23 protein-coding genes and 1 rRNA gene are annotated in these 23,676 nt (G+C 70.6%); 11 read left to right on the plus strand and 13 right to left on the minus strand.

What is annotated here, in order from left to right:
• Positions 1-84 (plus strand): 5S ribosomal RNA (rrf, locus tag ACFU8V_RS13250); the annotation flags it as partial.
• Between the two features lie 67 nt (positions 85-151).
• Here the strand turns inward: rrf and ACFU8V_RS13255 are convergent.
• A complete protein-coding gene (locus tag ACFU8V_RS13255) occupies positions 152-889 on the minus strand; it encodes an IclR family transcriptional regulator (RefSeq protein ID WP_378872813.1) in 738 nt (245 codons plus the stop codon).
• 94 nt (positions 890-983) lie between these two features.
• On the opposite strand from ACFU8V_RS13255, the gene hutH reads away from it, so the two are divergent.
• From hutH to hutI, 3 genes are read left to right on the plus strand one after another with little or no spacing between them, the layout of a single operon-like run.
• Positions 984-2,525, plus strand: coding sequence for a histidine ammonia-lyase (gene hutH, locus ACFU8V_RS13260; protein ID WP_378871968.1), 1,542 nt, complete (start codon positions 984-986; stop codon positions 2,523-2,525).
• Positions 2,518-4,176 (plus strand): urocanate hydratase, encoded by a 1,659-nt coding sequence (gene hutU, locus ACFU8V_RS13265; RefSeq protein WP_085605458.1) that lies wholly within the window; start codon positions 2,518-2,520, stop codon positions 4,174-4,176. Before hutH ends, hutU begins: the two co-directional genes overlap by 8 nt.
• Positions 4,173-5,339 (plus strand): imidazolonepropionase, encoded by a 1,167-nt coding sequence (gene hutI, locus ACFU8V_RS13270; protein WP_378871972.1) that lies wholly within the window; start codon positions 4,173-4,175, stop codon positions 5,337-5,339. Before hutU ends, hutI begins: the two co-directional genes overlap by 4 nt.
• 12 nt (positions 5,340-5,351) lie before the next feature.
• Here hutI and ACFU8V_RS13275 read toward each other — a convergent pair whose 3' ends face one another.
• Both ACFU8V_RS13275 and ACFU8V_RS13280 read right to left on the minus strand, forming a co-directional pair.
• Positions 5,352-6,266: an agmatinase family protein gene (locus ACFU8V_RS13275; RefSeq protein WP_085605455.1), complete on the minus strand. Its 915-nt coding sequence runs from the start codon at positions 6,264-6,266 to the stop codon at positions 5,352-5,354.
• Position 6,267: 1 nt separating this feature from the next.
• Positions 6,268-7,545, minus strand: a complete 1,278-nt coding sequence (locus ACFU8V_RS13280) for a DUF445 domain-containing protein (protein WP_025102620.1) — start codon at positions 7,543-7,545, stop codon at positions 6,268-6,270.
• 36 nt (positions 7,546-7,581) lie between these two features.
• On the opposite strand from ACFU8V_RS13280, the gene ACFU8V_RS13285 reads away from it, so the two are divergent.
• The gene (locus ACFU8V_RS13285; protein ID WP_025102619.1) at positions 7,582-7,854 is read left to right on the plus strand and encodes a metal-sensitive transcriptional regulator; all 273 of its coding nucleotides are present in this window, start codon (positions 7,582-7,584) and stop codon (positions 7,852-7,854) included.
• A gap of 20 nt (positions 7,855-7,874) precedes the next feature.
• Here the strand turns inward: ACFU8V_RS13285 and ACFU8V_RS13290 are convergent, their stop codons facing one another.
• Both ACFU8V_RS13290 and ACFU8V_RS13295 read right to left on the minus strand, forming a co-directional pair.
• On the minus strand, positions 7,875-9,263 hold the full coding sequence (locus tag ACFU8V_RS13290; RefSeq protein ID WP_315108685.1) for an aspartate aminotransferase family protein: 1,389 nt from the start codon (positions 9,261-9,263) through the stop codon (positions 7,875-7,877).
• A gap of 15 nt (positions 9,264-9,278) precedes the next feature.
• On the minus strand, positions 9,279-10,763 hold the full coding sequence (locus ACFU8V_RS13295) for a CoA-acylating methylmalonate-semialdehyde dehydrogenase (RefSeq protein WP_126894616.1): 1,485 nt from the start codon (positions 10,761-10,763) through the stop codon (positions 9,279-9,281).
• 178 nt (positions 10,764-10,941) lie between these two features.
• Here ACFU8V_RS13295 and ACFU8V_RS13300 point away from each other — a divergent pair, with 178 nt between their 5' ends.
• Entirely contained in the window at positions 10,942-12,402 is a 1,461-nt protein-coding gene (locus tag ACFU8V_RS13300; protein ID WP_378871978.1) for a PucR family transcriptional regulator ligand-binding domain-containing protein, read from the plus strand.
• Positions 12,403-12,411: 9 nt separating this feature from the next.
• Here the strand turns inward: ACFU8V_RS13300 and ACFU8V_RS13305 are convergent, their stop codons facing one another.
• From ACFU8V_RS13305 to ACFU8V_RS13325, 5 genes are read right to left on the minus strand one after another with little or no spacing between them, the layout of a single operon-like run.
• Positions 12,412-12,879 (minus strand): Lrp/AsnC family transcriptional regulator, encoded by a 468-nt coding sequence (locus tag ACFU8V_RS13305; protein WP_025102615.1) that lies wholly within the window; start codon positions 12,877-12,879, stop codon positions 12,412-12,414.
• A 55-nt stretch (positions 12,880-12,934) separates the two neighbouring features.
• Positions 12,935-14,095: an acyl-CoA dehydrogenase family protein gene (locus ACFU8V_RS13310; RefSeq protein WP_378871982.1), complete on the minus strand. Its 1,161-nt coding sequence runs from the start codon at positions 14,093-14,095 to the stop codon at positions 12,935-12,937.
• Positions 14,092-14,850, minus strand: coding sequence for an alpha/beta fold hydrolase (locus ACFU8V_RS13315; RefSeq protein ID WP_378871984.1), 759 nt, complete (start codon positions 14,848-14,850; stop codon positions 14,092-14,094). The genes ACFU8V_RS13310 and ACFU8V_RS13315 overlap by 4 nt, the downstream gene beginning before the upstream one ends.
• A gap of 40 nt (positions 14,851-14,890) precedes the next feature.
• Positions 14,891-15,808, minus strand: a complete 918-nt coding sequence (locus ACFU8V_RS13320; RefSeq protein ID WP_378871988.1) for a sugar kinase — start codon at positions 15,806-15,808, stop codon at positions 14,891-14,893.
• Positions 15,805-16,968 (minus strand): MFS transporter, encoded by a 1,164-nt coding sequence (locus tag ACFU8V_RS13325; protein ID WP_051582162.1) that lies wholly within the window; start codon positions 16,966-16,968, stop codon positions 15,805-15,807. Before ACFU8V_RS13325 ends, ACFU8V_RS13320 begins: the two co-directional genes overlap by 4 nt.
• 422 nt (positions 16,969-17,390) lie before the next feature.
• On the opposite strand from ACFU8V_RS13325, the gene nrdH reads away from it, so the two are divergent.
• The 4 genes from nrdH to nrdF are packed head-to-tail and all read left to right on the plus strand — an operon-like array spanning position 17,391 to position 21,276.
• Positions 17,391-17,624, plus strand: coding sequence for a glutaredoxin-like protein NrdH (gene nrdH, locus ACFU8V_RS13330; protein WP_017202656.1), 234 nt, complete (start codon positions 17,391-17,393; stop codon positions 17,622-17,624).
• 56 nt (positions 17,625-17,680) lie between these two features.
• On the plus strand, positions 17,681-18,115 hold the full coding sequence (gene nrdI / locus ACFU8V_RS13335; protein ID WP_060922465.1) for a class Ib ribonucleoside-diphosphate reductase assembly flavoprotein NrdI: 435 nt from the start codon (positions 17,681-17,683) through the stop codon (positions 18,113-18,115).
• On the plus strand, positions 18,112-20,256 hold the full coding sequence (nrdE, locus tag ACFU8V_RS13340) for a class 1b ribonucleoside-diphosphate reductase subunit alpha (protein WP_029989124.1): 2,145 nt from the start codon (positions 18,112-18,114) through the stop codon (positions 20,254-20,256). The genes nrdI and nrdE overlap by 4 nt, the downstream gene beginning before the upstream one ends.
• Positions 20,257-20,295: 39 nt before the next feature.
• Entirely contained in the window at positions 20,296-21,276 is a 981-nt protein-coding gene (gene nrdF, locus ACFU8V_RS13345) for a class 1b ribonucleoside-diphosphate reductase subunit beta (RefSeq protein WP_025102609.1), read from the plus strand.
• Positions 21,277-21,426: 150 nt separating this feature from the next.
• On the opposite strand, the gene ACFU8V_RS13350 is transcribed toward nrdF, so the two are convergent.
• A complete protein-coding gene (locus ACFU8V_RS13350; RefSeq protein ID WP_378871994.1) occupies positions 21,427-21,855 on the minus strand; it encodes a hypothetical protein in 429 nt (142 codons plus the stop codon).
• 307 nt (positions 21,856-22,162) lie between these two features.
• On the opposite strand from ACFU8V_RS13350, the gene ACFU8V_RS13355 reads away from it, so the two are divergent.
• Entirely contained in the window at positions 22,163-22,525 is a 363-nt protein-coding gene (locus tag ACFU8V_RS13355; protein ID WP_378871997.1) for a hypothetical protein, read from the plus strand.
• Between the two features lie 190 nt (positions 22,526-22,715).
• Here the strand turns inward: ACFU8V_RS13355 and ACFU8V_RS13360 are convergent, their stop codons facing one another.
• Positions 22,716-23,327 (minus strand): hypothetical protein, encoded by a 612-nt coding sequence (locus tag ACFU8V_RS13360; RefSeq protein WP_378872000.1) that lies wholly within the window; start codon positions 23,325-23,327, stop codon positions 22,716-22,718.
• Between the two features lie 34 nt (positions 23,328-23,361).
• Entirely contained in the window at positions 23,362-23,676 is a 315-nt protein-coding gene (locus tag ACFU8V_RS13365; RefSeq protein ID WP_126893819.1) for a hypothetical protein, read from the minus strand.

Raw genomic sequence — 23,676 nt, forward strand, 5'->3', positions numbered from 1 at the left:
CACATTCCGAACCCGGAAGCTAAGCCTCACAGCGCCGATGGTACTGCAGGGGGGACCCTGTGGGAGAGTAGGACACCGCCGGACTCCTTTTAGTCAAGAAGGCCACCCAATGCTGGGTGGCCTTCTTGCGTTAACGCGTGGAGGCGTCGCCTCAGCGGGCCAGGCGCGCCTCGAGCGTCGCCGCTGTCTCGCGCACCGCGTTCGCCAGCACGACCTCTGCACCGTCGTCGCCGGCCCAGGTGACCGCGACCGCGGCGACCGGCCAGCCGGCGACGTCGCGCACGACGGCGCCCACCGAACGCAGACCTTCCGCGACCTCGCCGTCCTCCGTCGCATACCCCCGAGAGCGTACGTCCCGGAGGAGTTCGCGCAGCTCCCCGGGGCGGCGGGGCCCTCGCCCGGTGCGGTCGGAGAACGCCGACGCCTCCGGGTACAGCGCCCGGACCTGTTCGCGGGGGAGGGCGGCGAGCATCGCGCGTCCGGTCGCGGTCAGGTGCGCGGGGAGGCGCACGCCGACGTCGGTCACCAGGGCGGGCCGCCGCGGCGCACGCTCCTCGACGATGTACAGCACGTCCCCGCCGCTCATGACCGCCAGGTGCGCGCTCTCCCCGAGCTGGTCTGAGAGCCCGGCGATGAGCGGACGGCCGAGCCGTGCCAACGGCTGCTGCCGGGCGTAGCCTCCAGCCAGCTCGAAGGCCGATGTCCCGAGTCCCCACCGGCGCTCCTCGCGGAGGTGCAGCACGAAGCCGTGGGTGGCGAGCGTGCGCAGCAGGTGATAGACCGTCGATCGCGGAAGCGTCAGCTCGCGGGCGATCGCGGACGCGGCCACCGGCGCCGGCCGGCCCGCCAAGTAGCTCAGGATGCGCAGGGTCTGCGCCGCGGCAGGCACCTGGGCGTCAGCGGTCTCGGAGATGTCTGGGATCACAGACACAGGTTGCCACGAAGCCGTGTGCACGTCGACCCCGCGGGTGTGGAATCGAGACATGAGCGATCCAGCCCCTGTCCTCGTCGGCGCCGCCCCTCTCTCCGCGGCGGAGGTCGTCCGCGTCGTCCGTCACGATGCGCCCGTCGTCGTCGACCCTGCGGCGCTGGCCAGGGTCGCCGAGACCCGGCGAGTGATCGACGGCCTCGCCGCAGACCCGCACCCGCACTACGGGGTGTCCACGGGCTTCGGCGCGTTGGCGACGACGTTCATCGCTCCGGAACGGCGACTGCAGTTGCAGGCGAGTCTCATCCGCTCCCACGCCGCGGGAACCGGCGCCGAGGTCGAGCGGGAGGTCGTACGCGGGCTCCAGCTGCTGCGCCTGCAGACGCTCGCGTCCGGCCGCACCGGGGTTCGCCCCGTCGTGGTCGAGACGTACGCCGCGCTGCTCAACGCGGGCATCGTGCCGGTGGTCCGCGAGTACGGCTCGCTGGGGTGTTCCGGGGATCTCGCGCCCCTTGCCCACATCGCGCTCGCGGCCATGGGCGAGGGCGATGTGCGTGACAGCGCGGGCCGGCTCATCCCGGCGGCCGACGCCCTCGCGGACGCCGGCATCGCACCGCTCACGCTCGTGGAGAAGGAGGGCCTCGCCCTCATCAACGGCACGGACGGGATGCTCGGCACGCTGGTGCTCGCGCTCCACGACCTGGAGACGCTGCTCCTGACGGCGGATGTGGCGGCGGCGATGTCGGTGGAGTCGCAGCTCGGCACCGATGCGGTGTTCGCCGCCGATCTCATGGCGCTGCGTCCGCAGGCGGGGCAGGCGGTATCCGCCGGTCACCTCCGGGCGCTGCTCGCCGGGTCGCCGATGGTCGCGAGCCACAAGGGCCCGGAAGACGGCCGTGTCCAGGACGCGTACTCCCTGCGCTGCTCGCCGCAGGTGCACGGCGCCGCGCGCGACACGCTCGGGTATGCCGAAATGATCGCGGAGCGCGAGCTCTCCAGCGTCATCGACAACCCGATCATCACCCTCGACGGCCGCATCGAGTCGAACGGCAACTTCCACGGGGCGCCCGTCGCGGCGGTCCTCGACTTCCTGGCGATCTCGATCGCCGACGTCGCCTCCGTGTCCGAGCGGCGCACCGACCGCGCTCTGGATCCGGCCCGCAGCCACGGGCTCCCGCCGTTCCTCGCGGCGGAGGTCGGGGTCGATTCCGGGCTGATGATCGCGCAGTACGCGGCGGCCGGCATCGTCTCCGAGCTCAAGCGTCTCGCGGTTCCCGCCTCGGTGGACTCCATCCCGTCCTCGGCGATGCAGGAGGACCACGTCTCGATGGGCTGGGCCGCAGCACGGAAGCTGCGTCGGGCGATCGACGGCCTCTCCCGCGTCCTCGCGATCGAGATCCTCACCGCCGCCCGCGCGCTGGATCTCCGCGCGCCGCTCGAGGCGGGCCCGGCGACCGGCGCCGTGCGCGATCTCATCCGCACGGTCGCCGCCGGCCCCGGCCCTGACCGCCACCTCTCGCCCGAGATGGAGGCCGTGACCGCCCTCGTCCAGTCGGGTGCCATCGCCCGTGTCGCAAAGGAGCACATGCATGACTGAGGAGAACGCAGCGCGCACGGTACGCGCAGCCCGCGGTGCCGAGCGCACCGCCAAGAGCTGGGGCGCCGAGGCGGCCAAGCGCATGCTCATGAACAACCTCGATCCCGAGGTCGCCGAGCACCCGGAAGACCTGGTGGTCTACGGCGGGACGGGCAAGGCGGCACGCAGCTGGGCGGCGTACGAGGCGATCGTCCGCACTCTCGACGAGCTGGAGCCGGATGAGACGCTGCTCGTCCAGTCCGGCAAGCCGGTGGGCGTGTTCCGCACCCACGAGTGGGCGCCGCGCGTGCTCATCGCCAACTCGAACCTCGTCGGCGACTGGGCGACCTGGCCGGAGTTCCGCCGTCTGGAGGAGCTGGGGCTGACCATGTACGGCCAGATGACCGCCGGCTCCTGGATCTACATCGGCACGCAGGGCATCCTGCAGGGGACGTACGAGACGTTCGCCGCGGTCGCCCGCTCGCTCGGGCGCGATTCCCTGCGGGGGACGCTGACGCTGACGGCCGGTGCGGGCGGGATGGGCGGGGCGCAGCCCCTCGCCGTGACCCTCAACGAGGGCGCGGTCCTGATCGTGGACGTCGACGAGACGCGGCTGGCCCGCCGTGTGGAGCATCGGTACCTCGACGAGTACTCCACCGACCTCGATGCGGCGGTGGCCCGGGTCGTCGCGGCGAAGGACGCCGGTCACGCCCTCTCGGTCGGCGTCGTGGGCAATGCCGCGGAGATCTTCCCTGAGCTCCTGCGGCGGGGCGTGCCCATCGACGTGGTCACCGACCAGACCAGCGCCCACGACCCCCTCGCGTACCTGCCGATCGGTGTCGACGTGGCCCGGTGGAAGGAGGAGGCGGCGCGCGATCCCGAGGAGTTCACCCGGCGGTCGAGGGAGTCGATGGCCGCCCACGTCGCCGCGATGGTCGGCTTCCAGGACGCGGGGGCGGCCGTGTTCGACTACGGCAACTCGATCCGCGCGGAGGCGCAGCTCGGCGGCTTCGACCGGGCGTTCGCGTTCCCCGGATTCGTCCCCGCCTACATCCGCCCGCAGTTCGAGGAAGGGCGAGGACCGTTCCGCTGGGTGGCGCTGTCCGGAGACCCGGAGGACATCTTCAAGACGGACCGCGCGATCGCCGAGCTCTTCCCCGAGGACACGGCCCTGCACCGTTGGCTCGACAAGGCGGGGTCGGCCGTCCACTTCGAGGGTCTGCCGGCGCGCATCTGCTGGCTCGGCTACCAGGAGCGGCACCTCGCCGGACTGAAGTTCAACGAGATGGTCGCCTCGGGAGAGCTGTCCGCGCCGATCGTCATCGGCCGTGACCACCTCGACTCCGGCTCCGTCGCGTCGCCGTACCGGGAGACCGAGGCCATGAAGGACGGCTCCGACGCGATCGCCGACTGGCCGCTGCTCAACGCCCTCCTCAACACCGCCTCCGGGGCGTCGTGGGTGTCGCTGCACCACGGCGGCGGCGTGGGGATCGGACGCTCGATCCACGCCGGGCAGGTCACGGTGGCGGACGGTTCGGCCCTCGCGGCGGAGAAGCTCGCCCGGGTGCTGACGAACGACCCCGGCACCGGTGTCATGCGACACGTGGACGCCGGGTACGACCACGCCAAGGAGGTCGCCCGCGACCGCGGACTGAAGGTGCCGATGCTGTGACGACGACGCTCATCTCCGGGATCGGGGAGCTGACGACCAACGTCGCCGCGGGGGGCGACCCGGCCGGCACGCTCCGCGAGGCGGCCGTGCTGATCGACGGCGCGCGGATCGCGTGGGTGGGTTCGTCTGCTGCGGCTCCCGCGGCCGATGAGGTCGTCGACGCCGGGGGGCGGGCCGTGATCCCCGGATTCGTCGACAGCCACAGCCACCTCGTCTTCGGCGGCGATCGGGCGGCGGAGTTCGAGGCGCGCATGGCGGGGCAGCCGTACGCGGCGGGCGGCATCCGCTCGACGGTGCAGGCGACGCGGGCGGCGACCGACGACGAGCTGCGCGCCCGACTGCACGGGTTCATCGAGGAGCTGCGGACGCAGGGCACCACCACGGTCGAGATCAAGAGCGGTTACGGTCTCGCCGTCGCGGAGGAGGAGCGCCTCGTGCGCCTCGCCGCCGAGGTGACGTCGGAGGTCACGTTCCTCGGCGCGCACGTGGTCCCGGTCGAGTATGCCGACGATCCCGATGCCTATGTCGACCTCGTCGTGGGGCCGATGCTCGACGCCTGCGCCCCGCACTCCCGGTGGATCGACGTCTTCTGCGAGACCGGCGCCTTCACGGTGGCGCAGGCACGGCGGATCCTGGAGGCGGGCATCACCCGGGGTCTCGCTCCTCGGGTGCATGCGAGCCAGCTCGGTCCGGGCGACGGCGTGCGAATGGCGGTCGAGCTGGGGGCGGCATCGGTGGATCACGGCACCTACCTCACCGACGCGGACATCGCCGCGCTCGCCGCGTCGGACACGGTGCTCACGCTGCTACCCGGCGTGGAGTTCTCCACGCGCCAGCCCTATCCGGATGCGCGCAGACTCCTCGACGCGGGTGTGACAGTTGCGCTGGCGTGCGACACGAACCCGGGGTCCAGCTTCACGTCGTCCATGGCCTTCTGCATCGCCATCGCCGTGCGGGACATGGGCATGACCACGGCGGAGGCGGTCTGGGCCGCCACCGCCGGCGGGGCGCGGGCACTGCGGCGCGACGACATCGGCCGGATCGCCCCCGGGGCGCGCGCCGACCTTGTGCTGCTCGACGCCCCCTCCCGCGTGCATCTGGCGTATCGCCCGGGTGTGCCGCTGGTGCAGCGCGTCTGGAAGGACGGGGCGGCCGTCGTCTGAGGGCGGCTCGGGCTAGCGTGCCGCGAGGCCCGCGAGCAGCTCGAGCACGCAGAGGGCGGCGAGCCGCACGGTGCGACCGTCCTCGGCGTCCGCGGTCGCGTCGACCTCGGCGATGTCGGCGCTCGCGACCCGCGGATCGGCGGCGACCGCCCGGGTGAGGGCGCGGAGCTCCCACGCGGCCAGGCCTCCCGGGACGCTGGCCGGGCACCCCGGTGCGACCGCGCGGTCGCACACGTCCACGTCGATGTCGAGGTGCACCCGGGCGGCGTCGCCCGCGCCCGCGATCTCGACGGCCTCGGCCACGACGTCGGCGATGCCGCGACGGCGCACGTCGTCGAGGGTGACGACCCGGATGCCCCAGTCGGCCGCGCGGCGGGCGTACGCGGCGGAGTTCGCGAAGTCGGCGAGGCCGATCTGCACGATCCGGGTGGGGTCGATGCGTGCGGTGGGGAGGGCGGACGCCGCCGGGGCGTCTTCGACGAGTCGCCGCACCGGCGTGCCGTTGGAGACGCCGTCGCGCAGGTCGAAGTGGGCGTCGAACGTGATCAGGCCCGTGGCCTCCGCTCCGAGCGCGACCGGGTAGGTGAGGGAGTTGTCGCCGCCGAGGGCGATGACGAGATCTGACGCTCCCGCGAGTTCCCGGACCCGCTCGATCGTCCGCGCCTCTCCCGCGTCGCCGTCCGGCTCCGGCACGTCCCCGGCGTCCGCGATGCGGAGCACCTCGTCCAGGTCGATCGTCGGTGGGCCGAGGACCGTCGTGCCGTAGCGGGGGAGCGCCTCGCGGATCGCGGCCGGGGTCGCGTGCGCCCCGGTCGGGGACAGGGAGGTGCGCCAGGTCGGGACGCCGAGCAGCACCGCATCGGCCGTGCCCTCGAACGCGGGCCAGGCGCCGGCACGCGGCCAGAGCGGATCGTGGGACAGTGCCATGTCAGACTCCCGGGATCAGGGCGTGGGCGACGGTGAAGATCGCGAGGCCGGCGAGGGCGCCGACGACGGTGCCGTTGAGGCGGATGTACTGCAGGTCGCGGCCGACCATGAGCTCGATCTTCTCGGTGGTCTCGGCGGGATCCCAGCGCTCCACGGTGTCGGTGATGATCGAGGCGATGTCGTGCCGGTACCGGTCGACGAGGAAGACAGCCGCATCGGAGACCCACGTGTCGACGCGGCTCTGCAGGGCGGCGTCGGTCGTGAGCCGCTCGCCGACCTCCTGCAGCGCCTGCACGGCGCGACGGCGCAGCCCGCTCTCCGGGTCGGCGAGGGAGGTGAGGAGTCCGTTCTTGGCGGTGTTCCACGCCTCTGCGGCGAGGGCGCCGACGCGCGGGCTGTCGAAGAGCGCGGCCTTGGCGTTCTCCAGCTTCTCGCGCGTCGCGGGATCGTTCTGCAGGGCGTCCGCGAGGCGGGACAGGTACCCGTCGATCGCGAGGCGGGCCGGATGCCGCGGGTCGGCCTGCACGGCGCGGACGAACTTGACCGCCTCGTTGTACACCGTGTCGTCGATGAGGCGGTGCGCGATCTTCGGCATCCATCCGGGGAGGCGCCGGGAGACGAGTCCGGTGAAGGAGGCCGCGTTGGCGTCGAGCCATCGCCCGATGCTGTCCACCGCGAGGTCGACGGCACCGTGGTGCGCCTCCGCCTCCACGATCTTCTCCAGCCACGCTCCGGCGGGCGGCCCCCACTCCGGCGCGACGAGATGCTCGCGCGCGAGGTCGGCGAGGAGATCGCGCACGTCGTCGTCGCTCAGGGCGTTCAGCACGGCCGTCGCGACCGTCGCCCCCTCGGCCGCCACGCGCTCGGCATGCGGGGTCTCCCGGAGCCACTCCCCGGCGCGGAGAGCGATCGCGGTGCTGGTCAGCTTGGTGCGCACGACGTCGGCGGCGAGGAAGTTCGTCTCCACGAACTCGCCCAGCGTGCGGCCGATCTCGTCCTTGCGGTTCGGGATGATCGCAGTGTGCGGGATGGGCAGGCCGAGCGGACGGCGGAACAGCGCGGTCACCGCGAACCAGTCCGCCAGCGCGCCGACCATGCCGCCCTCCGCCGCGGCGCGGACGTACGCGAGCCCGCCGACCCGCTCCTGGAACGCGAACGCGACGACGAAGGCGAGGGCCATGAAGATCAGCGCCCCGAGCGCGACGGCCTTCATCCGCCGCAGCGCGCGCCGGCGCTCCTGGTCGGCGACGGAGAGCAGCGTCGTGGGTGTTCGCGGCATGACGTCATCCTTTCACGGGGCGAGTAGCCTCGATACGTGATCGAAGACATCAAGAAGCGCGCCCTGCACCGCACCAGCATCCTCGAGGGTCAGATGCGCGGCGTCGCGCGGATGATCGAGAACGAGGAGTACTGCATGGACATCATCACGCAGTCCCGCGCGATCCAGCGCTCCCTCGAGTCGCTCAACCGTCTGCTGCTGGAGAACCACCTGCGCACGCACGTCACCCACATGTTCGAGGACGGCGGCGAGGAGCGCGACAAGGCCGTCGGCGAGCTCCTCAAGGCGTTCGACTTCGACCGCAAGTAGCGGCCGGCGGGGGACGCCTCTCAGCCGACCGCGTACCCGTCGGCGACCGCCAGCGCCTCCTCGATCGCCCCCAGACCCCGCACCAGCTCCGCCTCCTCGATCACCAGCGGCGGAGCGATGTGCACGCGGTGGAAGTGCGTGAAGGGCCAGACCCCTGCCCGCTTCGCGGCGGCGGCGAACGCCGTCATCGGGGCGGCGTCGGCACCGCTCGCGTTGAACGGCACCAGCGGCTCCCTGGTCTGCTGATCCCGCACGAGCTCCACCGCCCAGAACAGCCCGCGACCGCGCACCTCGCCCACGCTCGGATGCGACTGCGCCCACGAGCGCAGGGTCGGACCGACGACCCGCTCGCCGAGGTCGCGCACCCGTTCCAGGATGCCGTCGCGGCGGAACACCTCGAACGTGGCCACACCGGCGGCGCAGGCGAGAGGGTGCCCGGAGTACGTCAGTCCGCCCGCGAACGGGACGGTGTCGAAGGCCGCGGCGATGCGGTCGGAGATCACGACGCCGCCGAGGGGGACGTAGCCCGAGTTCACGCCCTTCGCGAAGGTGATCAGGTCGGGGCGGGCGTCGAAGGCATCGATCCCGAACCACTCGCCGAGCCGGCCGAACCCCACCATCACCTCGTCCGCGATGAAGACGATCCCGTAGCGATCGCAGAGCGCGCGTACCCCGGGCAGATAGCCGGGCGGAGGAAGCAGCACGCCGTTGGTGCCGACGACCGTCTCGACGATGATCGCGGCGATGGTCTGCGGTCCCTCGAGCTGGATGGTCTGCTCCAGATGCGCGAGGGCGCGCTCCGTCTCCTGCTCGGTCGTCTCGCTGTGGAACGGGGAGCGGTAGAGGTACGGTCCGAAGAACCGCACGGCCCCGGTGTCCGTGACGTCGTTCGCCCAGCGGCGGGGGTCGCCGGTGAGGGAGATCGCGGTCGCGGTGGAGCCGTGGTAGCTGCGGTACATCGAGAGCACCTTCCGGCGGCCCGTGGCCTGCCGGGCCATGCGCACCGCGTACTCGTTCGCCTCCGCGCCGCCGTTCGTGAAGAACACCTTCTCGAACCCGTCGGGAGCGACCTCGGCGATGAGACGGGCGAGCTCCCCGCGCACATCGTTGGCCATCGACGGCTGGATGGTGGCGAGCCGCCCGGCCTGCTGCTGGATCGCTGCGACGAGGTCCGGGTGCTGGTGGCCGAGGTTGAGGTTCACGAGCTGGCTGGAGAAGTCGAGGTAGGCGCTGCCCTCGTAGTCCCAGAATGTCGAGCCCCGACCGGTGGCGACCGGCAGCGGGTCGATCAGCGCCTGCGCGCTCCAGGAGTGGAAGACGTGGGCGCGGTCGTCGGCGCGCACCTGCGCCTCGGCGTCCGGGGCGGGGAGCGGGAAGGAGAGTCCGTGGCGGTCGGTGAAGGTCGTCATCGTGATCGCTCCTCGTCAGTGGTTGCTCGGGAAGCCGAGGTCGATCTGCGACGGGGTGTGGTCGGGCCACCGCGTCGTCACGACCTTCGACCGCGTGTAGAAGTGCACGGACTCCGGGCCGTAGATGTGCGCGTCGCCGAAGAGCGAGTCCTTCCACCCGCCGAACGAGTACGCGCCGATGGGCACCGGGATCGGGACGTTGACGCCGACCATGCCGACCTCGATGTCGAACTCGTACTGCCGCGCCGTCCCGCCGTCGCGCGTGAAGATCGCGGTCCCGTTGCCGTAGGCGTTCGCGTTGACGAGCGCGACCGCCTCCGCGTAGGAGCCCACGCGCACGACGGACAGGACCGGGCCGAAGATCTCGTCGTCGTAGACGCGCATGCCGGGCGTGACGTCGTCGATCAGGCTCACCCCGAGGAAGAAGCCGTCGCCGTCGAACCGCTTCGTGGTGCCGTCGACGACGACCGTGGCGCCCTCCCCGGGGGCCTCTGTGACGTAGGAGGCGACCCGGTCACGGTGCTCCGCGGTGATGAGGGGCCCCATCTCGCTCGCCGGGTCCGTGCCGGGGCCGATCGAGAGGCCGTCGATGCGGCGGGCGATCGCGGCGACGAGGTCGTCGGCGATGTCGCCCACCGCCACGAGCACGGACACCGCCATGCAGCGCTCGCCCGCGGAGCCGTACGCTGCGGAGACGGCGGCGTCGGCGGCCGCGTCGATGTCGGCGTCGGGCATCACGACCATGTGGTTCTTCGCGCCGCCGAGCGCCTGGACCCGCTTCCCGGCGGCGGACGCCCGTCCGTAGATCGACCGGGCGATCGGGGTCGAGCCGACGAAGCTCACCGCCTGCACCTGCGGGGAGCCGAGGAGCGCGTCGACGGCCTCCCGGTCGCCGTGCACGACGTTGAGGACGCCGTCCGGGAGACCGGCCTCGCGGAAGAGCCGTGCGAGCCAGACCGCGGCGGACGGATCCTTCTCGCTGGGCTTGAGGACGACGGTGTTGCCGCACGCGATCGCGGAGGCGACCATCCACAGCGGCACCATGACCGGGAAGTTGAACGGGGTGATGGCCGCGACCACGCCGACCGGCTGCTTCACGGAGTGCACGTCGACCCCGCGGGCGACCTGCTCGCTGCGCTCGCCCTTGAGCAGGTGCACGAGCCCCGCGGCGAACTCGACGTTCTCGATGCCGCGGGACACCTCGCCGGCCGCGTCGGACAGGACCTTCCCGTGCTCGGACGTGACGATGGCCGCGAGCTCGTCCGTCCGTTCCTTGAGGAGCTGACGGAGCCGGAAGAAGACGTCGGCGCGTTTGATGAGGCTCGTCTCCCGCCACGCCGGCAGGGCGGCAGCAGCGGCGGCCACCGCGGCGTCGACCTCGGTGGCCGAGGCCAGTGCGACCTCTTTCGTGACGGCACCTGTCGCCGGGTCGAAGACGGGGCCGCGGCGCGCCGCCTCGGCGGTCTCGGTGCCGTTGATGACGTGACGGACGATGTCCACGGGTGCTCCTTCGCAGAGGGGATCGCGTCTCGCACACTCTGACCGAGGGTCGCTACGCTGGGGCTCGGCCCATGCTGACAGGAAACGGAGCGGGTGCGGAGTGGCAGAGCGTCAGGACTTCTCGGTGGATCGGACACATCGTCCGGAACGACCATCCTCGGCGCTGTGCGTCGGGGACGTGCTCGCGCTCCCCGTGGTGCAGGCGGGGGCGCCGACCGTCCTCGTCGGGGGCCCGGCGCTCGACGCCGGGGTGCGGTGGGTCCACGCCTCGGACAGCGCCGCCGTCGCACGCCTGCTCGACGGCGGCGAGCTGCTGCTCACGACGGGCGCGGCCTGGCCGACGAACCCCGCAGCACTGCGCGTGCTCGTGGCGGAGCTGGCGGCGGTGGGGGTGTCCGGCATCGTCGTCGAACTCGGCCCGCGGATGCCCCGCGTCCCGGCCGCGGTCGTCGAGGCCAGTGCCGCCTCCGGCCTCGCCCTGATCGCGCTCGGGGTGGAGGTCAAGTTCGTCGCGGTGACCGAGGCCGTGCACCGCGCGCTGATCGAGGCCCAGACCGCGGCGCTCCGCGAGCGTCAGCGCCTGCACGACCTCTTCACCACCCTCAGCCTCCGCGGCGCGCCGGCCGACCTCATCGTGTCCGAGGTCGCCCGCGCGCTCGACGCCCCGGTCCACCTCGAGAATCCGGCGGGGGAGGTCGTCGCGGTCGAAGCGCTCCGCGTCCCGGTCGGCGAGGCCCTCCGCCAGGCGGAGCGGGGCGGCGATCGGGTGCCCGTGCAGGCGCGCGGTGTGCGCTGGGGCTGGCTCATCGCGGCGGAGGGTCCGCCGCATCCCGCCGGTCGGTCCACGGTCCTGGAGCTGGGAGCGACGGCCCTCGCCTTCGGCTGCCTCGCCGATGGGGAGGGGGCGTGGACCGTGCTCGCCCATCGCAGCCTCGTCGAGGATCTTCTCGGTGCGCGGTTCGCCCGCGAGGAAGACGTCGAGGTCCGGCTCCGGAGACTCGGGCTCGACCTCTCGGGCGGGACCGTCTCCGGCCTCGTCTTCCGCACGGACGAGGACGCGGGGACGCTCGTTGCCCGCGCGCGTGCGGCGGGGCTGTCCGCGGTGGGGGCCCGGCGGGGAGCGGACCTGGTCCTGCTCCTGGCCGCCGGATCCGACGCGCTGACCGATGCCGTCCTCGCGCACCTCTCGGACGGCGCGCCCGTGACCGTCGGACCGAGCGCCGAAGGCGTCCGCGGCCTCCTGGCCTCGATCCGCGCCGCGCTCGACCTCGCCGCACGGCCGTCCGGGGGCGACGTGCCGGCGGTCCGCCGCGTCGCCGACCGGCCCCTCGAACGCCTCGTATCCGCTCTGCGCGACGACCGGCGGCTCCAGGCGCACAGCGAGCAGATGCTGGAGCCGCTCGTCCGTCACGACCGGGATCGCCGCGGAGACCTGCTCGCGGTCCTCGCCGCCCTCGTCGCGCACCCCGGCAACCGCTCCGCGGCGGCGGCCGCGAGCCATCTCTCGCGCTCGGTGTTCTATCAGCGCCTCGCGCTCATCGGCGACCTGCTCGGCGCGGATCTGGACGACGGGGAGACCCTCGCCGCCCTGCACCTCGCCCTCCTCGCCCGCCGTCGCGAGGAGACGCGGCCGCGCTGAGACCGACCGTCAGCGCGTGCCCCAGGCGAACTGCTGCTTCTGGAGCTTCGCGTAGATGAAGGTCTCGGTCGACACCACGCCCGGGATCGGCCGGATGCGATCGTTGACGAGGGCCAGCAGATGGTCGTCGTCCTCGCACACCGCCTCGACGAGCACGTCGAACGATCCGACCGTGATCACGACGTAGTCGACCTCGTCGATGTCGGCGATCGCCTCGGCCACGCCTCGGGCGTCCCCGGCGACCTTGACCCCGACCATCGCCTGCCGGTGGAAGCCGAGCTGCATGGGATCGGTCACCGCGACGATCTGCATCACTCCGGACTCGGTGAGCCGCTGCACGCGCTGCCGGACGGCGGCCTCGCTCAGGCCGACGATCCGGCCGATCTCGGAGTACGAGCGCCGCCCGTCCTCCTGCAGCATCTCGACGATGGTCTTGGAGATCGCGTCGAGGGTATGGTCCTTCTTCGACGGTGCCATGGTGCGATCTTGGCACCGCGGACGGTCGTGGACAACGGGGTGTGCGTGCGCCCGCTCAGGCCTCGATCGGGCCCAGCCAGGCGCTCGCCGCGGTGGCGTGCGCCGACTCCGGGTCGGAGGGATGGAACGCGCCGGCGAGGACGTCGCGATACAGCCGGGAGAGCTCGTTGGCGCTGAAGTACGAGCCGCCGCCGGCCACCAGCATGGCCTCGTCGACGACGTGCTTGGCCATCGTCACCGCGCGATGCTTGACGCCCGAGAGCGCCGGGAACCAGCCGGCGCCGCGGTCCGCGCGCTCGTCGACATCGCGGGCGAGTACGGCGATCTGCGGAGGGAGGGCGTCGTAGGCGAGGGCCATGTCGGCGATCCGCCAGCGGATGTCCGGGTCCTGGCTGTACGCGGCGCCGCTCTTCATGGAGCGACGCCGATGGGCCGTCGCCACGGCCAGCTCGAGGGCCCGCCGGGCGATTCCGGTGTAGACGGAGGCGAGGAGGATCTCGAAGACCGCGAAGATGCCGAAGACGATCGGGTCGGGGCTCGGGCCGGGGTCGATCCGCCGCACGACGTGCGCCGCCTCCGCGACGGCCCCGTCGAGGCGCGTGGTCCGGCTCTGGGTGCCGCGCATGCCGAGGGTGTCCCAGTCGTCGGCGGTGGTGACCGCGGACGTGCGGTCGACGAAGGCGAACACGAGCTTCGGCGCGTCCGGGCTCGTGGTGTCGAGCCCGTGCAGGCCGAGCTTCGTCCACACCGGGGCGAGCGAGGTGAAGATCTTGGTGCCGGTGAAGGCGTAACCCCCGGCGCCGTCCGGCACCGCGGCCGTGTCGCTCCCGAACAGCACGAGGTCGTTGCCGCCCTCGCTGATGCCGAACGCGAAGACCTCGCCGGCCACGGCGCCGTCCTGCACGAACTCGAGACCGGGGACCCCGCGGTCCGAGAAGACCTTGGCGACGCCGGTCCAGACGAGGTGCATGTTGATCGCCAGGGCGGTTGCGGGCGCGGCGCCCGCGAGCCGCTGCTGGAGGAGGGCGGCCTGCTCGAGGCCGAGTCCCGCGCCGCCGCGCTCCCGCGGCACGAGGATCGACAGGTAGCCGGCCGCGCGGAGCTCGTCGAGGTCGGCCTGGGGGAAGGTGTTCTCCCTGTCGTGGAGGGGGGCGCGCTCGCGGATGCGGTCGAGCAGGTCGTCGGGGAGATACGCCGACGGGTCGAAGTCGGTCATGCCAGAGCCTCCAGGAGCTGTCGGATGGATTCCTCCGGGCGGTCGCGATGCACCGAGTGGCCGGCGCCGGCCACGACCGACAGGGAGATGCGGGGGTTGTTCGCGAGCACCTCGTCAGCGAGGGCCCCGGTGAAGATGCTGGAGACGGTGGGATCGCCGCCGATCACGTGCGTGGGCACCGTCAGGCGGGCTGCGTGTGCACGGACGTCCCACGGCTGGTTCTGTGCGCTGGTCTGCTCGACCGCCCACGCGCTCGCCCGCCGGACGGCGTCGACCTTGAGCTCCTGGTCCTGCGGGTGCCAGTGCGGGTGCTCCTGCCGCACCGCGTCGAGGCGGTTGTCGGCGAAGGCGCGTTCCTGGCTGCGGCGGACGTCGGCCGCGTCCTGCTGGACGACATGGATCGCGGGGTCGATGAGGACGAGGCGTCGTGTCCAGTCCGCGTCGTCCGCGGCGGCCACCGTCCCGGCGGCGCCGCCGAGCGAGTGTCCGACGACGGCATCCCAGGCGCCCGCACCGGGAGGGCGCGTGGCGGCGAGGTCCGCGGCGTACGCTGCGACGGAGTAGTCGAGCGTGCGCGGGGCGTCTCCGTGGCCGCGCAGGTCCACCGCCGTCGCGTGCCAGCCGGCTGTCGCGAGGGCATCGCCGAGCCGCCACATGAGCGCGCCGGACGAGCCCAGACCGTGCACGAGGAGGGCGCGTCGCGGCGCAGCGGCATCGCCCCAGCTCAGGCGGGGGAGGGTGACGGGAGCGGGCATGGCACCAGCCTACGACCGCGCCGGGGCGTGGCGGGCGGCGTCAGCGCGCGGGCTCCAGGGGCGGCAGGTCGGCCGCGATGCGGAGCACCCGCGCGGCGGCCTCGTGTCCGGCGGCCAGGCGGGTCTCGAGGTCGGCGCCGTCGAGCGTCGCGGCGAGGAACCCGGACGCGAAGGCGTCGCCGGCACCGACGGGCTCGACGACGTCGACCATCGGCGCGGGCACGAACACCGGGTCCGCGTCGCCCGCGAACGCCGTCGCGCCGACGTCGCCGTCCTTGACGACGAGGAGACCGCAGTGCGGGAGGTGGGCGCGGATCTCCGCTGCTGTGGCGGTGCCCCAGATGCGCTCGGCCTCGTCGCGGCCGACGAAGGCGATGTCGGCGGCGTCGGCCAGACGAGCCAGCGTGGCGGCTGCCTCCTCCGGACTCCACAGCGCCCGGCGGTCGTTGACATCGAACGAGACGACGGCTCCGGCGGTGCGCGCGTCGGCGAAGAGCTGGTCGACCATCGCCAGGCACGTCGCGGACAGCGCCGGGGTGATGCCCGTGGTGTGCACGATGCGCACGCCGGCGAGCTGCGCGGGGGACAGGAACCCCGGTGCCATGCGCGAGGCGGCCGAGCCGCGGCGGTAGTAGTAGACGGCCGACGACTCCACGCCGGGATCCTTGAACATCACACCGGTCGGTGCCTCGGCGTCGAGCTCGGTCCACAGCTCGACGCGACGCCGTTCCAGCTCGGCGGTGAGACGTCGGCCGAGGGGATCGTCGCCGAGGCGGGAGGCCCAGGCGGCGCGGTGGCCCGCGGCCGCCACGCCGACCGCGACGTTCGCCTCCGCGCCCGCGTGCGTGATCGACGCCGTGTCGGCGGACGCGAGGTCGGCGCCGGTGGGCGTGATCAGCGCCATCGACTCGCCGACGCACACGATCGCGGGGGAGGAGGACGGGACGGAGGGGCTCATGAGGGGGTGACCGCCAGGGGCTCGGTATCGGGATGGGGGCTCGCGTCGCGGTGACGCAGATCGGGGAAGGAGCGCACGAACACGATCGAGACGAGCAGTCCGACGCCCGCGAAGATGGTGGCGGCCAGGTAGGCGCCGCGCCAGTCGCCGACGTCGACGAGGAAGCCGGCGACCGCCGATCCGGCTGCGGCGCCGATGAGCTGTCCGGTGCCCGCCCAGCCGAAGGCCTCGGCGGTCTCGCTGAACTTCACGCTGGCCGTGGTGATGGCGAACAGCACTGCGAGGGCGGGAGCGATGCCGATGCCGGCGAGGATGAGCGTGCCGCCCAGCCAGAAGACGTTGAGCATCACCATCGTGAGGGCCAGGCCCACGGTGACGATGAGCAGGCGGCGCGCCATGGCCCACGGGCCGATCGGGATGTGGCCGAAGGCGAGGCCGCCGGCCAGGCTGCCGGCGGAGAAGACGGCGAGGATGAGGCCCGCCGCGAGGCTGCCGTGCTCGAACGTCGCGACCACGCCGACCTCGACCGCCGAGCAGGCGCCGATGAGGAGGAAGCCGATGACCGTCGCGAGGAGCACGGGCGGCTTGAGGACGACCTTGCCCAGCGCATTGCGGCTGCGGGGGATGCGCACGCGGCCGACCTCGGGGGAGAGGATGAACCACGCGCCGCCGGCGACGAGGACGATCGCCACCAGGAGCAGACCCTCCATGGTGCCGACCTGGGTGGAGACGAGGGTGATGACCACCGGGGCCAGCACCCAGATGATCTCCTGCAGGGACGCGTCGAGGGAGAACAGCGGCGTGAGCTGGCCGGCGTTCACGAGCTTGGGGTAGATCGTGCGGACGGCCGCCTGCACGGGCGGGGTCGACAGGCCGGCGATCATGCCGAGAGCCATGTAGCCGGGGACGGAGAGCGGCAGCAGCCCGAGACCGAGCACAGCGATCACGCAGACGGACAGGGTGAGGGTCAGCACCCGCCGCATGCCCCAGGCGCCCATCCACCGGCTGGTGATGGGGCCGGCGACCGCCTGGCCGACGCTGGTCGCGGCGAGCACGAGGCCCGCCGATCCGTACGATCCGGTCTGCTGCTCGACGTGCAGCAGGATCGCCAAGGACATCATCCCGTTGGGGAAGCGCGCGGTGAGCTGGGCGGCGATCATGCGGCCCACTCCCGGCGTGCGAAGAAGATCCCGATAGCCCGCCACTCGACAACGGTACCGGGCGGCGGCGACGTCGGAGGGACGGGCCGGTGACCGACACGCCGCGACACGCCGTGGACACGCCGACGGTCGAATTCCACAGGCCTGGGGATGTCGGAAGCCCCTCCTAGGGTGCCCCCTGTGGATGGATCTCTCACAGGCTCCTCCCAGCCGCGATTTCCCGCGGGTCGACGACCCCGGGAGAGGGGGTCCGCCTGTGGAAGAAACGGTGGACAACCTGTGTTGTATCTGTAGAGAGCGGTGGAAAAACTACACGGATGTAACTACTACCCCTTGTGGTCGCACCGAATGTCCGTCCCTATATGTAGTATTGAGATCCCGGCGGAGGTCTGCCGGAGAAACCAGAGATTTGAGGGGTTCAGATGTCGATCACGGTGTACACCAAGCCTTCCTGCGTCCAGTGCAACGCGACCTACCGTGCCCTGGATGCCAAGGGCATCGAGTACGAGATCCACGACCTGTCGGAGGACCCGACGGCCCTGGAGCAGGTCAAGGCGCTCGGCTACATGCAGGCGCCGGTCGTCGTCACGGACGAGGACCACTGGTCGGGCTTCCGTCCCGACAAGATCGACGAGCTCGCGTCCCGCCTGGCGTAGTCCGACAGGCTCGCCACCCGGCCCTTCGACAGGCTCAGGAACCCAAGGAGAGAGCTATGAGCGCCGTCGCGACCGCAGCGCCGCTCCTGGTCTACTTCTCGAGCGTGTCGGGTAACACCGCGCGCTTCATCGAGAAGCTCGGGCTTCCCGCCCGACGCATCCCCCTCCACCGGAACGAAGAGGACCTCGTCGTCGACGAGCCCTTCGTGCTGGTCACCCCCACCTACGGCGGGGGTGCCGGGCGCGGGGTCGAGAAGGGGGCCGTACCCAAGCAGGTGATCCGGTTCCTCAACGACGAGCGCAACCGGCGTCACATCCGCGGGGTCATCTCCGCGGGCAACACCAACTTCGGCGACGCGTTCTGCCTCGCCGGCGACATCATCAGCCGCAAGTGCCACGTGCCTCACTTGTATCGGCTCGAGATCTTCGGCACACAGGACGACGTGGATCGCGTGAGCGACGGATTGGAACGACGGTGGAATCTTCAGTGACCGAGACAGTGGCATTCAAGGTGAACCCCGCATACGAGGGTCTGGACTACCACGCCCTCAACGCGATGCTGAACCTGTACGACGCGAACGGGAAGATCCAGTTCGACGCCGACAAGCGCGCCGCGCGGGAGTACTTCCTGCAGCACGTGAACCAGAACACGGTGTTCTTCCACTCGCTCAAGGAGCGCCTGGACTACCTCGTGGAGAAGGAGTACTACGAGGGCGCCGTCATCGAGAAGTACTCGTTCGACTTCGTGCAGAAGCTCAACGACCTCGCCTACTCGAAGAAGTTCCGCTTCGAGACGTTCCTGGGTGCCTTCAAGTACTACACGAGCTACACGCTGAAGACGTTCGACGGCAAGCGCTACCTCGAGCGCTTCGAGGACCGCGTCGTGATGACCGCGCTCGCCCTGGCGGACGGCGACGAGAAGCTCGCCGTGAACCTCGTCGAGGAGATCATCTCCGGTCGCTTCCAGCCGGCCACCCCGACCTTCCTCAACGCGGGCAAGGCCCAGCGCGGCGAGCTCGTCAGCTGCTTCCTGCTGCGCATCGAGGACAACATGGAGTCGATCGCCCGCGGCATCAACTCCGCACTCCAGCTCTCGAAGCGCGGCGGCGGCGTGGCCCTGCTGCTGTCGAACATCCGCGAGGCGGGCGCCCCGATCAAGCAGATCGAGAACCAGTCCTCGGGCATCATCCCCGTCATGAAGCTCCTCGAAGACAGCTTCAGCTACGCCAACCAGCTCGGCGCGCGTCAGGGTGCCGGTGCGGTGTACCTCAACGCCCACCACCCCGACATCATGCGCTTCCTCGACACGAAGCGCGAGAACGCGGACGAGAAGATCCGCATCAAGACGCTGTCGCTCGGTGTCGTGGTGCCGGACATCACGTTCGAGCTCGCCAAGAACGACGAGGACATGTACCTGTTCTCGCCGTACGACGTGGAGAAGGTCTACGGCGTCCCGTTCGGCGACATCTCGGTCACCGAGAAGTACCGCGAGATGGTCGACGACCCGCGCATCAAGAAGACCAAGATCAACGCCCGCGAGTTCTTCCAGACCGTCGCCGAGATCCAGTTCGAGTCCGGCTACCCGTACGTCATGTTCGAGGACACGGTCAACAAGGCCAACCCCATCAAGGGGCGCATCAACATGTCGAACCTCTGCAGCGAGATCCTGCAGGTGAACACGCCAACCACCTACAACGACGACCTGTCGTACAAGGAGATCGGCAAGGACATCTCCTGCAACCTCGGCTCGATGAACATCGCGCTGTCGATGGACGCCGACGACCTCGGCCAGACGGTCGAGACCGCGATCCGCGCGCTCACCGCGGTCAGCGACCAGAGCCACATCCGCTCGGTCCGCTCGATCGAGGACGGCAACGACCGGTCGCACGCGATCGGCCTGGGTCAGATGAACCTGCACGGCTACCTCGCCCGCGAGCACGTCTTCTACGGCTCGGAGGAGGGTGTCGACTTCACGAACATCTACTTCTACACCGTGCTGTTCCACGCGCTGCGCGCCTCGAACCAGCTCGCGATCGAGCGCGGCACGGCGTTCGACGGATTCGCCGACTCGACCTACGCGTCCGGCGAGTTCTTCGACAAGTACATCGACCGCGCCTGGGTCCCGGAGACCGAGAAGGTCAAGGAGCTCTTCGCGGGCAAGCACATCCCGACGCAGGAGGACTGGGTCCAGCTCAAGGCGTCGATCCAGGAGCACGGCATCTACAACCAGAACCTGCAGGCCGTGCCGCCGACGGGCTCGATCTCCTACATCAACAACTCGACCTCCTCGATCCACCCGATCGCCTCGAAGATCGAGATCCGCAAGGAAGGCAAGCTCGGTCGCGTCTACTACCCGGCGGCGTTCATGACGAACGACAACCTGGAGTACTACCAGGACGCGTACGAGATCGGCTACGAGAAGGTCATCGACACGTACGCCGCGGCCACGCAGCACGTCGACCAGGGCCTGTCGCTGACGCTGTTCTTCAAGGACACCGCCACCACGCGTGACATCAACAAGGCCCAGATCTACGCATGGCGCAAGGGCATCAAGACGATCTACTACATCCGTCTGCGTCAGCTGGCGCTCGAGGGCACCGACATGACCGAGTGCGTCTCGTGCATGCTCTGACACTTCGACAGGCTCAGTGACCCAGGAACTAGGATAAGAATGACTCCTCACTCCCCGCTCAAGCTGGTCTCCAGCGTGCAGGCGATCAACTGGAACCGCATCCAGGATGACAAGGACCTCGAGGTCTGGAACCGTCTGGTGAACAACTTCTGGCTGCCGGAGAAGGTGCCGCTGTCGAACGACGTGCAGTCGTGGAACACGCTCACCCCCGACGAGCAGCTGCTCACCATGCGGGTGTTCACCGGGCTCACGCTCCTCGACACGATCCAGGGCACCGTCGGCGCGGTGTCGCTGATCCCCGACGCGATCACGCCTCACGAGGAGGCCGTCTACACGAACATCGCGTTCATGGAGTCGGTGCACGCGAAGAGCTACTCCTCGATCTTCTCGACGCTCGCGTCGACGAAGGAGATCGACGAGGCGTTCCGCTGGTCCACGGAGAATGTGAACCTTCAGAAGAAGGCGCAGATCATCATGGACTACTACCAGGGAGACGACCCGCTCAAGCGCAAGGTCGCCTCCACGCTGCTGGAGTCGTTCCTGTTCTACTCGGGCTTCTACCTGCCGATCTACTGGTCGTCGAAGGCGAAGCTGACGAACACGGCCGACCTCATCCGCCTCATCATCCGCGACGAGGCCGTGCACGGGTACTACATCGGCTACAAGTTCCAGCGCGGACTCGAGACGGCCGACCAGGCGCGCAAGGACGAGCTCAAGGACTACACGTTCTCGCTGCTCTACGAGCTCTACGACAACGAGGTGCAGTACACGCAGGACCTCTACGACGGCGTCGGGCTGACCGAGGACGTCAAGAAGTTCCTGCACTACAACGCCAACAAGGCCCTGATGAACCTGGGCTACGAGGCGATGTTCCCCTCCAGTGTCACCAACGTGAACCCGGCGATCCTGTCGGCGCTCTCCCCGAACGCGGACGAGAACCACGACTTCTTCTCCGGCTCGGGCTCCTCCTACGTCATCGGCAAGGCCGAGGCCACGGAAGACGACGACTGGGACTTCTGAGTCCTGCGCGGTGGGACGCAAGCAGAGTAATGCGTCCGACTCCGGCCGACCCGACACTCGGGCTGGCCGGAGTCGCCGTCGGGTGGTCCACCGTAGCCTGACGATCGCGGTCCGGTCGTCCGCTGTCAGCGCTCAGACGGAACGGTCGGCCTACGGCACGTACTCGCCCGAGGTGTAGTCGGCGACGAGCTTCAAGGCACCCGCTGACGGCCGCGCGGACACCCACACGGTGCGCGGATCCCACAGGTTCCCAGGCACCGACAGTTGCGGCGTCGCCCCCATCTCCGCGGCGAGTTGTTCCGGGGTCATACCGTCGGGCGGGCGAACGGTGAACGTCACCGAGCACCCACCGCTTCCGCAGCTTTCGCTCTGGCCGACCATCTGCGCGCCGGCAGGGAGGGGCACGGCTGACAGGGGAGGAGTGTCGCCCTCGTCCGCCATCATGAACAGCCAGCCCAGCCGTGCGAGGTAAAACACGATGAGGAGAGATGCGGCGACGATCAGGCCGACCCGGATCCTGCGGCGCCGGGTCGCACCCTTCTCCTGCGGACCGTGATCGGCTATCGGAGCGGGTTCCATGGCGTGAGCATACCCATCGCACCCGGAAGATCCATCCGCCGCAGACCGAGCATGACATAGGCCGGCCTCCTTCGCTCCGCGCCGACCGCGGCGAGAGTCTCCGCGCCCGCGGCATCGGATACGCAACGACGCCCCAGCGCTGAGGATGTACGGGAGTCGGCGTGCGGTATTGGAGGATGGAGAGTGGCCGTGCCGAAGGTTCTCAGGCGCATGGTGGTGCGGACCTTCGGCTATCAGAGAGAGGTTCTGGATGAAGATGCCGACGAGTCGCTCATCGCAGAACCCCCCGCGAGGCTTCCTCCGACGTGTGCTTCATCTGCTGGGCGCGGCTGCGGGCGCGATCCTGATCGTTGTCGGGGTCCGCTTCGGCACATCACCCGATTTTCAGTACATGTGTGGGCCGGGAACCTATGGGGGCCCCTGCAGTGGTGCCACGATCCTCGCCCTCGCCTGTCTCATCACGGGGGCGGTGCTGTATGGGCAGTTCGGAACCCGCCGGTGGCTCTGGGTACCCGGTGCCGGTGCTGCGGGCGCGGTCATCCTCGCCGAGTATCAGGGCGTTCCCGTGAACCCCTTCTCTTTCGCCGTCGTCCTCATCCTCGCCGCAGCGGCGGTTGCGACGAGTGTGATCGGCATCATCAAAGGGCATGTTGCGCGTTCCGCGAAGTAGCGCGGTCGTCTCACGAAGGCAGAGTCGCAAGCAGACAGTGCACCGGTTTCGATGATCGTGACGGGGATGGTCGTGCCTGGGGGCGTCCGACCCCGGCCGACCTGACCGCCAGGCTCTGACGTTCTGGTTCCGGCCCGTGATCGCGAGCCGTGGAGTGACGGGGAGTCGGTAGACCGCCGACTCGCGTCGATCAATCGCCGAGTACCGGGACGCCCCAGATCCGTGCCGCATCGGAGATGAGGCGATCCATGCCATCCGGCGACTCCCGGCGAAGCGGCGCGTCGTCCCTAGTCACCGGGACCGGGATCGCGACCTGTCCCGCTTCCTGCGAGACCACGATCACCAGGGTCGGATAGAGGAAGGCGCCCTCCTGGATGCCGCCCCTCGTCACGCCCTGGATCCGGTCCCGAGGAACGCTGTAGGCCGTGAGGAGACGCGCTCCGCCGCGGACCAGCCGAAAGCCCGAGGGCTCGATGACCCCGGTGGGGCTCGCCGTGAGCAGGCCGCGCGGTGCGGCGCCGAGTCCGAGAAGGGGGATCGTGCGCGAGAGGTACGCGGCCACGCCGTTGAGGGCGTAGGAGCCGAAGATCCGTGCCTGCGGCTCACGCTCCCGCAGCGCTCGCCGCTGGGCGCGCTGCAGTCGTCGGATGCGTCCGAGCACGATCCAGATGATCAGGCCGGCGAGTGCCACGCCAGCGACGAACACGAGCGAGGTCGCGACAGGCGGTTCGCCGTCCAACAGGGGGCGCACGAGTGCGCCCCAGACGAAGAATGCCGCCACTGCGGCAGCTATCGCGAGCATCAGCCTGTTGGCGGGCGGATTCTGGCGCACGAGATCAGCCGCCCCACAGGAACGCGGCGGCGGGAAGGATCGCCAGGACGCCGAGCACGGCTCCGGCGACCGGCCACGCATACCCTCCGCCGTCGGCGCGGGCGAAGACGAGCCCGATCACGCCGAGGACGAGGGCGATGCCACCGAAGAGGACCGCGAGCGGCAGCGTGAGGAACACCAGCCATCCGTAGTTCGGGTCCGCCGTCCCCGCCAGGACGAAGACGATCGCGGTCGGCAGGATCCCGACGACCGCCACGGCGGCGGAGGCGACTCCGCATCCGAAGGCTCGGCGACGGGGCAACGGAGGGATCTGAGTCAC

The organism is Microbacterium sp. NPDC057658 (assembly GCF_042799975.1).
Lineage (GTDB): Bacteria > Actinomycetota > Actinomycetes > Actinomycetales > Microbacteriaceae > Microbacterium.